Annotated in this window: 13 protein-coding genes and 1 tRNA gene; all 14 read right to left on the bottom strand. The window is 55.8% G+C overall.

Features of this window, described 5'->3' with window-relative positions; all coding sequences use genetic code 11:
- Positions 1-695: GTP-binding protein (locus AC07XZ_RS28870; RefSeq protein ID WP_494990248.1), on the bottom strand; the 695-nt coding region annotated here is incomplete at its 3' end.
- Between the two features lie 31 nt (positions 696-726).
- Positions 727-2,832: an elongation factor G gene (gene fusA / locus AC07XZ_RS28865; protein ID WP_011336173.1), complete on the bottom strand. Its 2,106-nt coding sequence runs from the start codon at positions 2,830-2,832 to the stop codon at positions 727-729.
- A 30-nt stretch (positions 2,833-2,862) separates the two neighbouring features.
- Complete coding sequence (rpsG, locus tag AC07XZ_RS28860; RefSeq protein ID WP_007957592.1) at positions 2,863-3,336, bottom strand: 30S ribosomal protein S7; 474 nt, start codon at positions 3,334-3,336, stop codon at positions 2,863-2,865.
- 108 nt (positions 3,337-3,444) lie between these two features.
- A complete protein-coding gene (gene rpsL / locus AC07XZ_RS28855) occupies positions 3,445-3,816 on the bottom strand; it encodes a 30S ribosomal protein S12 (protein ID WP_003186084.1) in 372 nt (123 codons plus the stop codon).
- A 215-nt stretch (positions 3,817-4,031) separates the two neighbouring features.
- The gene (rpoC, locus tag AC07XZ_RS28850; protein ID WP_007957594.1) at positions 4,032-8,231 is read right to left on the bottom strand and encodes a DNA-directed RNA polymerase subunit beta'; all 4,200 of its coding nucleotides are present in this window, start codon (positions 8,229-8,231) and stop codon (positions 4,032-4,034) included.
- 63 nt (positions 8,232-8,294) lie between these two features.
- Positions 8,295-12,368, bottom strand: coding sequence for a DNA-directed RNA polymerase subunit beta (gene rpoB, locus AC07XZ_RS28845; RefSeq protein ID WP_007957595.1), 4,074 nt, complete (start codon positions 12,366-12,368; stop codon positions 8,295-8,297).
- A gap of 220 nt (positions 12,369-12,588) precedes the next feature.
- The gene (rplL, locus tag AC07XZ_RS28840) at positions 12,589-12,954 is read right to left on the bottom strand and encodes a 50S ribosomal protein L7/L12 (RefSeq protein ID WP_007957596.1); all 366 of its coding nucleotides are present in this window, start codon (positions 12,952-12,954) and stop codon (positions 12,589-12,591) included.
- Between the two features lie 79 nt (positions 12,955-13,033).
- Positions 13,034-13,534: a 50S ribosomal protein L10 gene (gene rplJ, locus AC07XZ_RS28835; RefSeq protein ID WP_007957597.1), complete on the bottom strand. Its 501-nt coding sequence runs from the start codon at positions 13,532-13,534 to the stop codon at positions 13,034-13,036.
- Between the two features lie 198 nt (positions 13,535-13,732).
- Positions 13,733-14,428 carry a 50S ribosomal protein L1 gene (rplA, locus tag AC07XZ_RS28830; protein WP_085747590.1) on the bottom strand — a complete coding sequence of 232 codons (696 nt, stop codon included), beginning with the start codon at positions 14,426-14,428 and terminating at the stop codon, positions 13,733-13,735.
- On the bottom strand, positions 14,428-14,859 hold the full coding sequence (gene rplK / locus AC07XZ_RS28825; protein ID WP_003228756.1) for a 50S ribosomal protein L11: 432 nt from the start codon (positions 14,857-14,859) through the stop codon (positions 14,428-14,430). The genes rplA and rplK overlap by 1 nt, the downstream gene beginning before the upstream one ends.
- A gap of 117 nt (positions 14,860-14,976) precedes the next feature.
- Positions 14,977-15,510 carry a transcription termination/antitermination protein NusG gene (nusG, locus tag AC07XZ_RS28820; RefSeq protein WP_007957598.1) on the bottom strand — a complete coding sequence of 178 codons (534 nt, stop codon included), beginning with the start codon at positions 15,508-15,510 and terminating at the stop codon, positions 14,977-14,979.
- Between the two features lie 9 nt (positions 15,511-15,519).
- Positions 15,520-15,888 carry a preprotein translocase subunit SecE gene (gene secE, locus AC07XZ_RS28815; protein ID WP_007957600.1) on the bottom strand — a complete coding sequence of 123 codons (369 nt, stop codon included), beginning with the start codon at positions 15,886-15,888 and terminating at the stop codon, positions 15,520-15,522.
- A gap of 45 nt (positions 15,889-15,933) precedes the next feature.
- Positions 15,934-16,009, bottom strand: a tRNA-Trp gene (locus AC07XZ_RS28810).
- A 53-nt stretch (positions 16,010-16,062) separates the two neighbouring features.
- A partial coding sequence (locus tag AC07XZ_RS28805; RefSeq protein ID WP_081499938.1) for an EF-Tu C-terminal domain-related protein occupies positions 16,063-16,164 on the bottom strand: 102 nt, incomplete at its 5' end.

The following is a 16,164-nucleotide window of genomic DNA, read 5'->3' as shown; positions in this document are numbered from 1 at the left end:
GTCACAACAGTACCGCGACCCGAGATCGAGAACACGTCTTCGATTGGCATCAGGAAAGGCTTGTCGATAGCACGCTCTGGCTCTGGGATGTAGCTGTCCAGAGTTTCCACCAGCTTCTTGACAGCGGTGGTGCCCATTTCGTTGTCGTCTTTGCCTTCCAGCGCCATACGAGCCGAACCGATGATGATCGGAGTGTCGTCGCCTGGGAAGTCGTAGGTGGACAGCAGGTCGCGAACTTCCATCTCAACCAGTTCCAGCAGCTCAGCGTCGTCTACCAGGTCAGCCTTGTTCAGGAAAACCACGATGTACGGAACGCCCACCTGACGGGACAGCAGGATGTGCTCACGGGTTTGTGGCATCGGACCATCAGCGGCCGAGCAAACCAGGATCGCGCCGTCCATCTGCGCAGCACCAGTGATCATGTTCTTCACGTAGTCAGCGTGACCTGGGCAGTCAACGTGAGCGTAGTGACGAATGTTCGAGTTGTACTCAACGTGCGCGGTGTTGATGGTGATACCGCGAGCTTTTTCTTCTGGAGCGCTGTCGATCTTGTCGAATTCAACTACGGCCGAACCGAAAACTTCGGAGCAGACGCGAGTCAGAGCAGCGGTCAGAGTGGTTTTACCGTGGTCAACGTGGCCGATGGTGCCAACGTTTACGTGCGGTAGGGAACGATCAAATTTTTCTTTAGCCACGACAATTAACTCCTAGCCTAAAGGGGCTGAATCAGCCTTGTTTTTTGGTAACGGATTCGACGATGTGCGACGGAGCCGTATCGTATTTTTTGAATTCCATAGAGTAGCTTGCGCGACCCTGAGACATGGAACGAACGTCGGTCGCATAACCGAACATCTCACCCAGTGGAACTTCGGCACGGATAACCTTGCCGGACACTGTGTCTTCCATACCCTGGATCATGCCGCGACGACGGTTAAGGTCGCCCATCACATCACCCATATAGTCTTCAGGCGTAACAACCTCTACCGCCATGATCGGCTCGAGCAACTCACCACCGCCCTTCTGGGCCAGTTGCTTGGTCGCCATGGAAGCAGCCACTTTAAACGCCATCTCGTTGGAGTCGACGTCGTGGTAAGAACCATCGAACACGGTAGCCTTCAGGCCGATCAGCGGATAGCCGGCAACAACGCCGTTCTTCATCTGCTCTTCGATACCCTTCTGGATAGCCGGGATGTATTCCTTAGGAACCACACCACCCACTACTTCGTTCAGGAATTGCAGACCTTCCTGACCTTCGTCAGCAGGAGCAAAGCGAATCCAACAATGACCGAACTGGCCACGACCGCCGGACTGACGAACGAACTTGCCTTCGATTTCGCAGTTCTTCGTGATGCGCTCACGGTACGAAACCTGTGGCTTGCCGATGTTGGCTTCGACGTTGAACTCACGGCGCATCCGGTCAACCAGGATGTCCAAGTGCAGCTCGCCCATGCCGGAGATGATCGTTTGACCAGTCTCTTCATCAGTTTTGACGCGGAAAGACGGGTCTTCCTGAGCAAGCTTACCCAGAGCGATACCCATTTTTTCCTGGTCATCCTTGGTCTTAGGCTCTACGGCAACCGAAATAACCGGCTCCGGGAAGTCCATGCGAACCAGGATGATTGGCTTGTCAGCATTGCAGAGGGTTTCACCAGTGGTGACGTCCTTCATGCCGATCAGGGCCGCGATGTCGCCAGCGCGTACTTCCTTGATCTCTTCACGGGCGTTTGCGTGCATTTGCACCATACGACCCACGCGCTCTTTCTTGCCTTTAACCGAGTTAATCACGCCGTCGCCGGAGTTCAACACGCCCGAGTAAACGCGGACGAAGGTCAAGGTACCCACGAATGGGTCGGTAGCGATCTTGAACGCCAGGGCCGCGAACGGCTCGTCGTCGCTTGCATGACGCTCCATCTCCTCTTCCTCGTTATCAGGGTTGGAACCCTTGATAGCAGGAATGTCGGTCGGAGCAGGCAGGAAGTCGATAACGGCGTCGAGAACCAGGGGAACACCCTTGTTCTTGAACGAAGAACCGCAAACAGCCAGAACGATTTCGCCGGCGATAGTACGCTGACGCAGAGCAGCCTTGATCTCGGCGATCGACAGCTCTTCACCTTCCAGATACTTGTTCATCAGCTCTTCGCTGGCTTCGGCGGCGGCTTCAACCATGTTGTTGCGCCATTCTTCAGCCAGTTCAAGCATGTCCGCAGGGATTTCCTTGCGAACCGGAACCATACCCTTGTCAGAGTCGTTCCAGTAGACAGCTTGCATGTTGATCAGGTCGATCTGGCCCTGGAAGTTATCTTCCGAACCGATAGCCAGCTGGATCGGCACCGGAGTGTGACCCAGACGCTGTTTGATCTGACCGATCACGCGCAGGAAGTTGGCACCAGCACGGTCCATCTTGTTTACATAAACAAGACGTGGAACGCCGTATTTGTTGGCCTGACGCCATACGGTTTCCGACTGAGGCTCAACACCCGAAGTACCGCAGAACACAACGACCGCGCCGTCGAGTACGCGCAGGGAACGCTCTACTTCAATGGTGAAGTCTACGTGGCCCGGAGTATCGATTACGTTGAAGCGATGCTCGTGTGGGTACTGCTTCTCGGAACCTTTCCAGAAGGCGGTAATGGCAGCAGAAGTAATGGTAATACCACGCTCCTGCTCCTGAACCATCCAGTCTGTGGTCGCGGCGCCGTCATGCACCTCGCCCATTTTGTGACTTTTGCCAGTGTAAAAAAGGACGCGCTCGGTGGTGGTGGTTTTACCAGCATCCACGTGTGCGACGATACCGATGTTACGGTAGCGACTAATCGGAGTAGTACGAGCCATAAAGCCCTCGCAAAATTAGTGAAGCTAAAATTAGAAGCGGTAGTGCGAGAAAGCTTTGTTAGCTTCGGCCATACGGTGCACGTCTTCACGCTTCTTAACAGCAGCACCTTTACCTTCAGCAGCATCCAGCAGCTCGCCAGCCAAGCGCAGAGCCATAGACTTCTCGCCGCGCTTGCGGGCGAAGTCTACCAACCAGCGCATTGCCAGAGCGTTACGACGGGACGGACGAACCTCGACCGGAACCTGGTAAGTAGCACCACCAACGCGGCGCGACTTCACTTCGACCAGCGGAGCGATGGCGTCGAGTGCTTTTTCGAAGAGTTCCAGGGGATCGGTGCCGGTCTTGCGAGCCGCAACGGTTTCCAGGGCACCATAAACGATACGCTCGGCAACGGCTTTCTTGCCGCTTTCCATAACGTGGTTCATGAATTTGGCGAGGATTTGGCTTCCGTATTTCGGATCGTCCAGAATCTCACGCTTTGCTGCTACGCGACGTCTTGGCATTGATAAGCCCTCAAACGGTCTTCAGGTTAGCTCGGGACAGATCCAGTGGATGAGCGCCCGACCTTACTCTTATCGACTCAATAAAATGAAAATCTGCAAAACGGCCGATTACTTCGGACGCTTGGTACCGTACTTCGAACGACCCTGGTTACGGCCTTTAACGCCGGAAGTATCCAAGGAGCCGCGAACGGTGTGGTAACGAACACCTGGCAAGTCTTTTACACGACCGCCGCGGATCAGTACCACGCTGTGCTCTTGCAGGTTGTGGCCTTCACCACCGATGTACGAGGAAACCTCGAAACCGTTGGTCAGACGCACACGGCATACTTTACGCAGTGCCGAGTTAGGTTTTTTCGGCGTAGTGGTGTACACACGGGTGCACACGCCACGACGTTGCGGGCAGTTCTGCAGCGCAGGCACGTCGGATTTCTCGACGATACGCTTACGCGGCTGACGTACCAGCTGGTTGATAGTTGCCATCTACTAGCTCCACTGTTGTCTTGCGACGCTATTGTCTTGCAAGAAAAGCAAAATGGCAGGAACGAACTCCCGCCAAATTTAGGGGATCAAGAGTCTAAAGAGGATCTTGTCCCCAGTCAAGGCAAGGCCCCGACCTCCCCGCTCGTCGAACCTCGACAAATTGTCTCGATTCGATGAACGGCTTGATCAGGGCCTCAGCTCATTTTTCGCAGAACTCAGTTACCGCTCGAGTTCAGCGCTTCGGTCAGTGCAGCTTCCACTTCACTGGCGCTTACGCGCAACGGCTTGTCTGCATCACGACGACGCTTGCGCTCGCTGTGATAAGCCAGACCGGTACCGGCCGGGATCAGACGACCCACGACCACGTTTTCTTTCAGGCCGCGCAGGTAATCGCGCTTGCCGGTTACGGCCGCTTCGGTCAGTACGCGGGTGGTTTCCTGGAAGGAAGCCGCCGAGATGAACGATTCGGTCGACAACGACGCCTTGGTGATACCCAGCAGAACGCGGGTGAACTTGGAGACAAACTTGTCTTCCGCATTCAGACGCTCGTTCTCTACCAGAACGTGAGTCAGTTCCATCTGGTCGCCCTTGATGAAGCTGGAGTCGCCGGACTCGGAGATCTCAACTTTACGCAGCATCTGACGCAGGATGGTCTCGATGTGCTTGTCGTTGATCTTCACGCCTTGCAGACGGTAAACGTCCTGGATCTCGTTGACGATGTACTTGGCCAGCGCGCTCACACCCAGCAGACGCAGGATGTCGTGCGGATCGCTCGGACCGTCGGAGATAACTTCGCCGCGGTTTACCTGTTCGCCTTCGAACACGTTCAGGTGACGCCACTTCGGAATCAGCTCTTCGTACGGATCGCTACCGTCGTTCGGGGTAATAACCAGACGGCGCTTGCCTTTGGTCTCTTTACCGAACGCGATGGTGCCGCTGACTTCAGCCAGAATCGACGCTTCTTTCGGACGACGGGCTTCGAACAGGTCGGCAACACGCGGCAGACCACCGGTGATGTCACGGGTTTTCGAAGTTTCTTGCGGGATACGAGCGATAACATCACCGATCGCAATCTTCGCACCGTCCGCAACACCGACCAGGGCGTTGGCTGGCAGGAAGTACTGAGCGATAACGTCAGTGCCTGGCAGCAACAGATCCTTGCCGTTGTCATCAACCATCTTCACCGCAGGACGGATGTCCTTGCCGGCAGCCGGACGGTCTTTGGCATCGAGTACTTCAATGTTTGTCATACCGGTCAATTCGTCAGTCTGACGCTTGATCGTGATGCCTTCTTCCATGCCCACGTAGGTCACGGTACCTTTCATTTCGGTAACGATCGGGTGAGTGTGCGGATCCCACTTGGCCACGATTGCGCCAGCGTCGACCTTGTCACCTTCTTTAACCGAAATCACGGCACCATACGGCAGCTTGTAACGCTCGCGCTCACGACCGAAGTCGTCAGCGATTGCCAGCTCACCGGAACGGGACACAGCAACCAGGTTGCCATCCACACGCTCAACGTGTTTCAGGTTGTGCAGACGGACGGTACCGCCATTCTTCACCTGAACGCTGTCGGCTGCGGAAGTACGGCTTGCCGCACCACCGATGTGGAACGTACGCATCGTCAGCTGGGTACCCGGCTCACCGATGGACTGGGCAGCGATAACGCCGACCGCTTCACCGATGTTCACCTGGTGACCACGAGCCAGGTCACGGCCGTAGCACTTGGCGCAAATGCCATAGCGGGTTTCGCAGCTGATCGGCGAACGCACGATCACTTCGTCGATGCTGTTCAGCTCGATGAACTCGACCCACTTCTCGTCTACCAGAGTGCCAGCAGGAACGATGACGTCCTCGGTACCCGGCTTGAATACGTCACGGGCAATGACACGACCCAATACGCGCTCACCCAACGGCTCTACAACGTCACCGCCTTCAATGTGCGGAGTCATCAGCAGACCGTGTTCAGTGCCGCAATCGATCTCGGTTACAACCAGATCCTGCGCCACGTCTACCAGACGACGAGTCAGGTAACCGGAGTTCGCAGTTTTCAACGCGGTATCCGCCAGACCTTTACGAGCACCGTGAGTCGAGATGAAGTACTGGAGTACGCTCAGACCTTCACGGAAGTTCGCAGTAATCGGCGTTTCAATGATGGAACCGTCCGGCTTGGCCATCAGACCACGCATACCGGCCAGCTGACGAATCTGTGCTGCGGAACCCCGCGCACCCGAGTCGGCCATCATGTACATCGAGTTGAACGATTCTTGCTCGACTTCGTCGCCGTGACGGTCGATGACTTTCTCTTTCGAGAGGTTGGCCATCATCGCCTTGGAAACTTCGTCGTTCGCTTTCGACCAGAGGTCGATCACTTTGTTGTACTTCTCGCCCTGGGTTACCAGGCCGGAGGCGTACTGGCTCTCGATCTCTTTCACTTCGTCGGTGGCAGCACCGATGATGCGGGCTTTTTCATCCGGGATAACGAAGTCGTTAACACCGATGGAAACGCCGGAAATGGTCGAGTAGGCAAAACCGGTGTACATCAACTGGTCAGCGAAGATCACGGTCTCTTTCAGACCAACCACGCGGTAGCACTGGTTGATCAGCTTGGAGATCGCCTTTTTCTTCATCGGCAGGTTGACGACGTCGAACGACAGACCTTTTGGCACAACCTGGAACAGCAGCGCACGGCCGACAGTGGTGTCGACGATACGGGTGTTGTTCACGCTGTTGCCGTCACGATCGTTCACGGTTTCGTTGATACGAACCTTGATCTTGGCGTGCAGTGCTGCTTCGCCGGCACGGAACACACGGTCAACTTCCTGCAGATCCGCGAACACTCGACCTTCGCCCTTGGCGTTGATCGCTTCACGAGTCATGTAGTACAGACCCAGTACAACGTCCTGCGACGGAACGATGATTGGCTCACCGTTGGCTGGCGACAGAATGTTGTTGGTCGACATCATCAACGCACGCGCTTCGAGCTGGGCTTCCAGCGTCAGCGGTACGTGTACGGCCATTTGGTCGCCGTCGAAGTCGGCGTTGTACGCGGCGCAGACCAGAGGGTGCAGCTGGATAGCCTTACCTTCGATCAGTACCGGTTCAAACGCCTGGATACCCAGACGGTGAAGAGTCGGTGCACGGTTGAGGAGGACCGGGTGTTCGCGAATCACTTCAGCGAGAACGTCCCAAACTTCCGGCAGCTCGCGCTCGACCATTTTCTTGGCGGCTTTGATGGTGGTCGCCAGACCACGCATTTCCAGCTTGCCGAAAATGAACGGCTTGAACAGCTCGAGAGCCATCTTCTTCGGCAGACCGCACTGGTGCAGACGCAGGGTCGGACCTACGGTAATTACCGAACGACCGGAGTAGTCAACACGCTTACCGAGCAAGTTCTGACGGAAACGACCTTGCTTACCCTTGATCATGTCAGCCAGGGATTTCAGAGGACGCTTGTTGGAACCTGTGATAGCGCGGCCACGACGACCGTTGTCGAGCAGTGCATCGACAGCTTCCTGCAACATACGCTTTTCGTTGCGCACGATGATGTCCGGAGCGGACAGATCCAGCAGACGCTTCAAACGGTTGTTACGGTTGATCACTCGACGATACAGATCGTTGAGGTCGGAAGTCGCGAAACGACCGCCATCCAGCGGAACCAGTGGACGCAGATCTGGCGGCAGAACCGGCAGAACGGTCAGCACCATCCACTCTGGCAGGTTGCCGGAACCCTGGAAGGCTTCCATCAACTTCAGACGCTTGGACAGCTTCTTGATCTTGGTTTCGGAGTTGGTTTGCGGAATTTCTTCACGCAGACGGCCAATCTCGTGTTCCAGGTCGATAGCGTGCAGCAGTTCACGGACAGCTTCGGCACCCATACGGGCGTCGAAGTCATCACCGAACTCTTCCAGCGCTTCGAAGTACTGCTCGTCGTTCAGCAGCTGACCTTTTTCAAGAGTGGTCATGCCCGGGTCGATAACGACATAGCTCTCGAAGTAGAGAACGCGTTCGATATCACGCAGGGTCATGTCCATCAGCAGGCCGATACGGGACGGCAGCGATTTCAGGAACCAGATGTGGGCAACTGGCGAAGCCAGTTCGATGTGCGCCATGCGCTCACGACGAACCTTGGCCAGTGCAACTTCAACGCCGCACTTCTCGCAGATCACACCACGGTGCTTCAAGCGCTTGTACTTACCGCACAGGCACTCGTAATCCTTTACCGGGCCAAAGATCTTGGCGCAGAACAGACCGTCACGCTCAGGTTTGAACGTACGGTAGTTGATGGTTTCCGGCTTTTTAACTTCACCGAACGACCACGAGCGGATCATCTCAGGCGAGGCCAATCCGATACGGATGGCGTCGAACTCTTCGACTTGACCCTGGTTTTTCAGCAAATTCAGTAGGTCTTTCAAGGCCTTTCCTCCTGGCGGAGCAGAGAGCGGGCAATCCTGCCCCGCTCTCGATCGCGTCACGTGTTATTCGGTTTCCAGATCGATATCGATGCCGAGGGAACGAATTTCCTTGATCAACACGTTGAAGGACTCGGGCATGCCCGGCTCCATACGGTGATCGCCGTCCACGATGTTTTTGTACATCTTGGTCCGGCCGTTCACATCGTCCGACTTCACTGTGAGCATTTCTTGCAGAGTGTAAGCAGCACCGTATGCTTCCAGTGCCCAGACCTCCATCTCCCCGAAACGCTGACCACCGAACTGCGCCTTACCACCCAGCGGCTGCTGGGTAACCAGGCTGTACGAACCGGTAGAACGCGCGTGCATCTTGTCGTCTACCAAGTGGTTCAGCTTCAGCATGTACATGTAGCCAACGGTAACTGGACGCTCGAACTTGTTGCCGGTACGGCCGTCGGTCAGCTGCATCTGGCCGCTTTCTGGCAGGTCTGCCAGTTTCAGCATGGCCTTGATTTCGCTTTCCTTGGCACCGTCGAACACTGGAGTGGCCATTGGAACACCGCCACGCAGGTTCTTCGCCAGATCCAGGATTTCCTGATCGGAGAAGCTGTCCAGATCTTCGTTACGACCGCCGATCTGGTTGTAGATCTCGTCCAGGAAGGTACGCAGCTCAGCGACTTTGCGCTGCTCTTCGACCATCCGGTTGATCTTCTCGCCCAGACCTTTGGCCGCGAGGCCCAGGTGGGTTTCAAGGATCTGACCAACGTTCATACGCGAAGGTACGCCCAGCGGGTTGAGGACCACGTCGACCGGGGTGCCATTGGCATCGTGCGGCATGTCTTCAACCGGCATGATCACGGAGACCACACCTTTGTTACCGTGACGACCGGCCATCTTGTCGCCCGGCTGGATGCGACGACGGATTGCCAGGTAAACCTTGACGATCTTCAGCACGCCTGGAGCCAGGTCATCGCCCTGCTGCAGTTTGCGCTTCTTGTCTTCGAACTTGTCGTCCAGCAGACGGCGACGATCAACGATGTAGGCCTGAGCCTTCTCGAGCTGCTCGTTCAGAGCATCTTCAGCCATGCGCAGTTTGAACCACTGACCATGCTCAAGACCGTCGAGTACTTCGTCGGTAATGTCCTGACCTTTCTTCAGGCCCGCGCCGCCTTCAGCCTTGTGGCCTACCAGAGCGGAACGCAGACGCTCGAAGGTCGCGCCTTCAACGATGCGGAACTCTTCGTTCAGATCCTTGCGGATCTCGTCCAGCTGGGACTTCTCGATCGACAGTGCACGAGCATCACGCTCAACGCCGTCACGAGTGAAGACCTGTACGTCGATGACAGTACCTTTGGTGCCGGTTGGCACGCGCAGGGAGGTGTCTTTAACGTCGCTGGCTTTTTCACCGAAGATCGCACGCAGCAGTTTTTCTTCCGGAGTCAGTTGGGTCTCGCCTTTCGGAGTGACCTTGCCTACCAGGATGTCGCCTGCGCCGACTTCAGCACCTACGTAAACGATACCGGCTTCGTCCAGCTTGTTCAGAGCGGCTTCACCCACGTTCGGGATGTCCGCAGTGATTTCCTCTGGGCCAAGCTTGGTGTCACGGGCCACACAGGTCAGTTCCTGAATGTGGATCGTGGTGAAGCGGTCTTCCTGAACCACACGCTCGGACAGGCAGATGGAGTCTTCGAAGTTGAAGCCGTTCCATGCCATGAACGCGATGCGCATGTTCTGACCCAGAGCCAGTTCACCCATGTCGGTGGACGGGCCATCGGCCATGATGTCGCTACGCTGAACGCGATCACCTTTGCTCACCAGCGGACGCTGGTTGATGCAGGTGTTCTGGTTCGAGCGGGTGTATTTGGTCAGGTTGTAGATGTCGACACCAGCTTCGCCGGTTTCAACTTCGTCATCAGCAACACGAACCACGATACGGCTGGCATCAACGGAGTCGATCACGCCGCCACGACGAGCCACGACGCAAACGCCGGAGTCGCGAGCCACGTTACGCTCCATGCCGGTACCTACCAGCGGCTTGTCAGCGCGCAGGGTTGGTACAGCTTGACGCTGCATGTTCGAACCCATCAACGCACGGTTGGCGTCGTCGTGCTCGAGGAACGGAATCAGCGACGCTGCAACCGAAACTACCTGCTTCGGCGAAACGTCCATCAAGGTGACGTCTTCCGGCGCCTTGACGGTGAATTCGTTCAGGTGACGCACGGCCACCAGTTCGTCGATCAGGACTTTCTGCTCGTTCATGGTCGCCGAAGCCTGCGCGATCACGTGATCGGCTTCTTCAATGGCGGACAGGAACACGATGTCGTCGGTGACCACACCCTCTTTCACCACACGGTACGGGCTCTCGAGGAAGCCGTACTGGTTGGTGCGAGCGTAAGCAGCCAGCGAGTTGATCAGACCGATGTTCGGACCTTCCGGCGTTTCAATCGGGCAGACACGACCGTAGTGAGTCGGGTGTACGTCACGGACTTCGAAGCCCGCGCGCTCACGAGTCAGACCGCCAGGGCCGAGTGCAGAGACACGACGCTTGTGGGTGATCTCGGACAACGGGTTGTTCTGGTCCATGAACTGCGACAGCTGGCTAGAACCGAAGAACTCTTTCACCGCCGCAGCCACTGGCTTGGCGTTGATCAGGTCTTGCGGCATCAGGCCTTCGCTTTCAGCCATCGACAGACGCTCTTTGACCGCACGCTCAACACGTACCAGGCCAACGCGGAACTGGTTCTCGGCCATTTCGCCTACGCAGCGAACACGACGGTTACCCAGGTGGTCGATGTCGTCGACGATGCCTTTACCGTTACGGATGTCGACCAGAGTCTTCAGTACCGCGACGATGTCTTCCTTGCACAGCACGCCCGAACCTTCGATCTCGGTACGACCGATACGACGGTTGAACTTCATCCGGCCGACCGCAGACAGGTCATAGCGCTCAGGGCTGAAGAACAGGTTGTTGAACAGGGTCTCGGCAGCGTCTTTGGTTGGCGGCTCGCCTGGACGCATCATGCGATAGATCTCGACCAGCGCTTCCAATTGGTTGCTGGTGGAGTCGATCTTCAGCGTGTCGGAGACGAACGGACCGCAGTCGATGTCGTTGGTGTACAGAGTTTCGATGCGTACGACGCCGGCCTTGGCGATTTTCGCCAGGATCTCGGTCGACAGCTCGGTGTTGCATTCTGCCAGGATCTCACCGGTAGCCGGGTGTACGATGGCCTTGGCGGTGGTACGACCCAGAACGTAATCCAGAGGCACGTCCAGCTCTTTGATCCCGGCTTTTTCCAGCTGGTTGATGTGGCGGGCAGTAATACGACGGCCCTGCTCAACGATCACCTTGCCTTTGTCATCCTGGATGTCGAGAACTGCGACTTCACCACGCAGGCGCTGAGGCACCAGCTCCAGGCTCAGGCCTTCGCCTTTCACGTGGAATACGTTGGTGGTGTAGAACGCGTCCAGCACTTCCTCGGTGGTATAACCGAGCGCGCGCAGCAGTACCGAGGCCGGCAGTTTGCGACGACGGTCGATACGCACGAATACGCAGTCTTTCGGGTCGAACTCGAAGTCCAGCCACGAACCGCGGTAAGGAATGATGCGCGCGGAGTACAGCAGTTTGCCGGAGCTGTGCGTCTTGCCACGGTCGTGGTCGAAGAACACGCCCGGGGAACGGTGCAGCTGGGAAACGATAACACGCTCGGTACCGTTGATTACGAAGGTACCGTTCTCAGTCATCAATGGGATTTCACCCATGTAGACTTCTTGCTCTTTGATGTCCTTGATCGCTTTGTTCGACGATTCTTTGTCGAAAATGATCAGGCGCACTTTTACCCGCAAAGGTACGGCGAAAGTTACACCGCGCAATACGCATTCTTTGACATCAAATGCCGGTTCGCCCAAGCGATAACCGACGTACTCCAGCGCAGCATTGCCGGAGTAGCTGATGATCGGGAAAACGGATTTGAAGGCCGCATGCAGGCCCACGTCGCGGAACTGATCTTTAGTCGCTCCCGCTTGCAAGAATTCACGATACGAATCCAGCTGGATGGCCAGGAGGTAAGGCACATCCATGACGTCCGGCAACTTGCTAAAGTCCTTGCGGATACGTTTTTTCTCAGTATATGAGTAAGCCATCAGCGTTCCCCAGCTTGGTCACCTGCTTGTTTGGCCCCTCCCGACGGGAGCAGCCAGAAAATCGTGCAAACCCCATGGTTTGCGCCACCGCATCGGGTGGTTACAGCTCGTTATCGACACCGACCCAGTCGGCTGCCAATAACGGAAAAAGGCCGGTGGCAAGAGCCACCAGCCATCAGCCTGTCGCTTGACGCTCGGGCTGGAGGAGCAAAGTCGATGCTTACTTCAGCTCGACTTTAGCGCCTGCTTCTTCCAGCTTCTTCTTAGCGTCTTCAGCAGCTTCTTTCGAAACGCCTTCAGCTACAACCTGAGGAGCGCCGTCGACTTTCTCTTTGGCTTCTTTCAGGCCCAGACCGGTCAGTTCACGAACTGCCTTGATCACGTTTACTTTCTTCTCGCCGGCTTCAACCAGAACAACGTTGAACTCGGTTTGCTCTTCAACAACAGCGGCAGCAGCAGCTGGACCAGCAGCAGCAACAGCAGCGGTCACGCCGAAGGTTTCTTCCATTGCTTTGATCAGCTCAACAACTTCCAGAACGGTTTTCTGGCCGATTGCTTCGATGATTTGTTCGTTAGTCAGAGACATGACTCAATTCCTGATTTGGTGGACAGCCTGTACGGCCGTCGAAATAAACAAAAATACGCGAGAGTGGAAACGCTCAGCCTCAGGCTGCAGCTGCTTCTTTCTGATCGCGAATTGCCGCCAGAGTACGAGCCAGCTTGCTGGTAGCGCCTTGAATCACGCTCATCAGTTTCGCAATAGCTTCGTCGCGAGTTGGCAGGCTTGCCAGCACGTCGATCTCATTCGCTGCGAGGAACTTGCCCTCGAACGAAGCTGCCTTGATCTCGAACTTATCCTGACCCTTGGCAAATTCCTTGAACAGACGAGCAGCAGCGCCCGGGTGTTCGTTGGAGAATGCAATCAGGGTCGGGCCGGTGAACACGTCGTTGAGGACACTGTAAGGAGTGTCAGCAACAGCGCGCTTGAGCAGGGTGTTACGTACAACACGTACGTAAACGCCAGCTTCACGAGCCTCTTTACGGAGTCCGGTCATTGCGCCTACTGTTACGCCACGGGCATCAACCACGACAGCGGACAGAGCGACTTTGGCAGCCTCGTTGACTTCAGCGACGATGGCCTTCTTGTCTTCGAGATTAATTGCCACGGGTTTAACTCCTGCTTGTTACCGTTTCATTCGATCGAAACCGAATGTCGTTTTGGTGTCTGATTCGGTAAGGAACCGGGAGCACCATCTGCGTAGGCTTGAGGTTTAAGACTTGCGTCGCCTACGGTCTTGGATAGCCCCCGCCAGGCAGGGACCCCAATCTTTCAATTGGCGCAGTCAACTGCGCCAATTTTTGTCTTACGCGTCCAGCGAGCTCTGGTCGATGACCAGACCTGGGCCCATAGTGGTGCTCAGGGTAACGCGCTTGACGTAGATACCTTTCGAAGAAGCTGGCTTGATACGCTTCAGATCAGCGATCAGGGCTTCAACGTTTTCCTTCAGCTTGACGGCATCGAAGCCGATCTTGCCAACGGAAGTGTGGATGATGCCGTTTTTGTCAGTGCGATAACGAACCTGACCAGCCTTGGCATTTTTAACCGCGGTAGCGACGTCTGGGGTAACAGTGCCGACTTTCGGGTTAGGCATCAGACCACGTGGACCGAGGATCTGACCCAACTGACCTACAACGCGCATGGCATCCGGGGATGCGATCACTACGTCATAGTTCAGGTCGCCGCCTTTCATTTCGGCAGCCAGTTCGTCCATACCTACACGGTCAGCGCCGGCAGCCAGAGCGGCCTCAGCAGCTGGACCCTGGGTGAACACAGCAACGCGAACAGTCTTGCCAGTGCCGTGTGGCAGCACAGTAGCGCTACGAACAACCTGGTCGGATTTACGCGGGTCTACGCCCAGGTTTACAGCTACGTCGAACGACTCGCTGAACTTGACAGTCGACAGCTCGGCCAGCAGTGCAGCGGCTTCTACAATGTTGTAGGCCTTGCCTGCTTCGATTTTGCCGGCGATAGCCTTTTGACGCTTGGTCAGCTTAGCCATTACACACCCTCCACGTTAAGGCCCATGCTACGAGCAGAACCGGCGATAGTACGCACGGCTGCATCCATATCAGCTGCAGTCAGATCCGCGTTTTTGGTTTTCGCGATTTCTTCCAGCTGAGCACGGGTAACAGTGCCAACCTTAACGGTGTTCGGACGAGCGGAACCGCTGGTCAGACCGGCCGCCTTCTTCAGCAGAACCGAAGCAGGGGTGGATTTGGTTTCGAAAGTGAAGCTACGGTCGCTGTAGACAGTGATGATCACTGGAGTCGGCAGACCAGCTTCCAGACCCTGGGTACGGGCGTTGAAAGCTTTGCAGAATTCCATGATGTTCACGCCGTGCTGACCCAGAGCAGGACCAACAGGTGGGCTTGGGTTAGCCTGAGCGGCCTTCACTTGCAGCTTGATGTAAGCGGTAATCTTCTTGGCCATGAGGCACTCCAATTACGGGTTCGAACGCCTCGAAAGGCTCCCCGGTTACTTGCGCGTTTATCCCAGTGACGACAAAACCCCACAGCCTAGGGCTGCGGGGTTGGGATGCTTGCTCAGCTAGACCTTTTCGACCTGACTGAACTCCAACTCTACCGGAGTAGAGCGTCCGAAAATGAGCACTGCCACTTGGATCCGGCTCTTTTCGTAGTTAACTTCTTCAACAACACCGTTAAAGTCAGCAAACGGACCATCATTGACTCGAACGGTTTCGCCTGGCTCGAACAGCGTCTTCGGCTTCGGCTTGTCGCTACCGTCAGCAACGCGACGCAGAATCGCTTCAGCTTCTTTATCGGTGATTGGTGCTGGCTTATCAGCAGTACCGCCGATAAAACCCATCACCCGAGGAGTATCCTTGACCAAGTGCCAAGTACCCTCGTTCATATCCATCTGAACCAGCACATAACCTGGGAAGAATTTGCGCTCGCTTTTGCGTTTCTGGCCATTACGCATTTCAACCACTTCTTCAGTGGGAACCAGAATTTCGCCGAAGCCATCTTCCATGCCAGCCAGCTTTACACGCTCGATCAACGAACGCATGACATGCTTCTCGTAACCCGAGTAAGCATGCACAACGTACCAACGCTTAGCCACGGGACACCCTTAGCCGACAATCAAGGAAACAAGCCAGCCGAGCAGGGAATCAAGCCCCCACAACAGCAACGCCATAACCAGAACAACAGCCACAACAATCAGCGTGGTCTGCGTGGTTTCTTGGCGAGTTGGCCATACGACTTTACGAATCTCGGTGCGAGCTTCCTTAACCAGTACAAAGAAAGACTTGCCCTTGGCAGTCTGCAGGCCTACAAAGGCAGCTACAGCAGCAATAACAAGCAATGCGAGTACACGGTACAGGATCGGCGAAGCAGCGTAATACTGATTGCCGACAACGCCAACAATTACCAAAGCGACTACGACAAGCCACTTGAGCAAATCGAAGCGAGAGCCTTGAGCTTCAGCTTTAGGAGTCATCTATGAAGATCCTGTGAAAAGAAAGCCAGACACACCAAGTGAATCTGGCAGGTCAGGAGGGAATCGAACCCCCAACCTACGGTTTTGGAGACCGTCGCTCTGCCAATTGAGCTACTGACCTAAAACAAAATCAGGCCGGCCATTATGCCGGCCTGAAAAAGACATTACAACTATTTACTCGATGATCTTGGCTACGACGCCAGCACCAACGGTACGGCCGCCTTCACGGATTGCGAAACGCAGGCCGTCTTCCATCGCGATGGTTTTGATCAGGGT

This window comes from Pseudomonas sp. GW458-11-26-14-LB4 (assembly GCF_059423925.1).
Note: the sequence above shows the minus strand (reverse complement) of the source record. Positions and strands in the feature narration are given on the sequence as shown.

Bases quoted from the DNA above. Each gene is read 5' to 3' on its own strand.
- fusA (WP_011336173.1), bottom strand. From the start codon at position 2,832: ATGGCTCGTACTACTCCGATTAGTCGCTACCGTAACATCGGTATCGTC.
- rpsG (WP_007957592.1), bottom strand. From the start codon at position 3,336: ATGCCAAGACGTCGCGTAGCAGCAAAGCGTGAGATTCTGGACGATCCG.
- rpsL (WP_003186084.1), bottom strand. From the start codon at position 3,816: ATGGCAACTATCAACCAGCTGGTACGTCAGCCGCGTAAGCGTATCGTC.
- rpoB (WP_007957595.1), bottom strand. From the start codon at position 12,368: ATGGCTTACTCATATACTGAGAAAAAACGTATCCGCAAGGACTTTAGC.
- rplL (WP_007957596.1), bottom strand. From the start codon at position 12,954: ATGTCTCTGACTAACGAACAAATCATCGAAGCAATCGGCCAGAAAACC.
- rplA (WP_085747590.1), bottom strand. From the start codon at position 14,428: ATGGCTAAGCTGACCAAGCGTCAAAAGGCTATCGCCGGCAAAATCGAA.
- rplK (WP_003228756.1), bottom strand. From the start codon at position 14,859: ATGGCCAAGAAGATTACCGCTTACATCAAGCTGCAAGTGAAGGCCGCT.
- secE (WP_007957600.1), bottom strand. From the start codon at position 15,888: ATGACTCCTAAAGCTGAAGCTCAAGGCTCTCGCTTCGATTTGCTCAAG.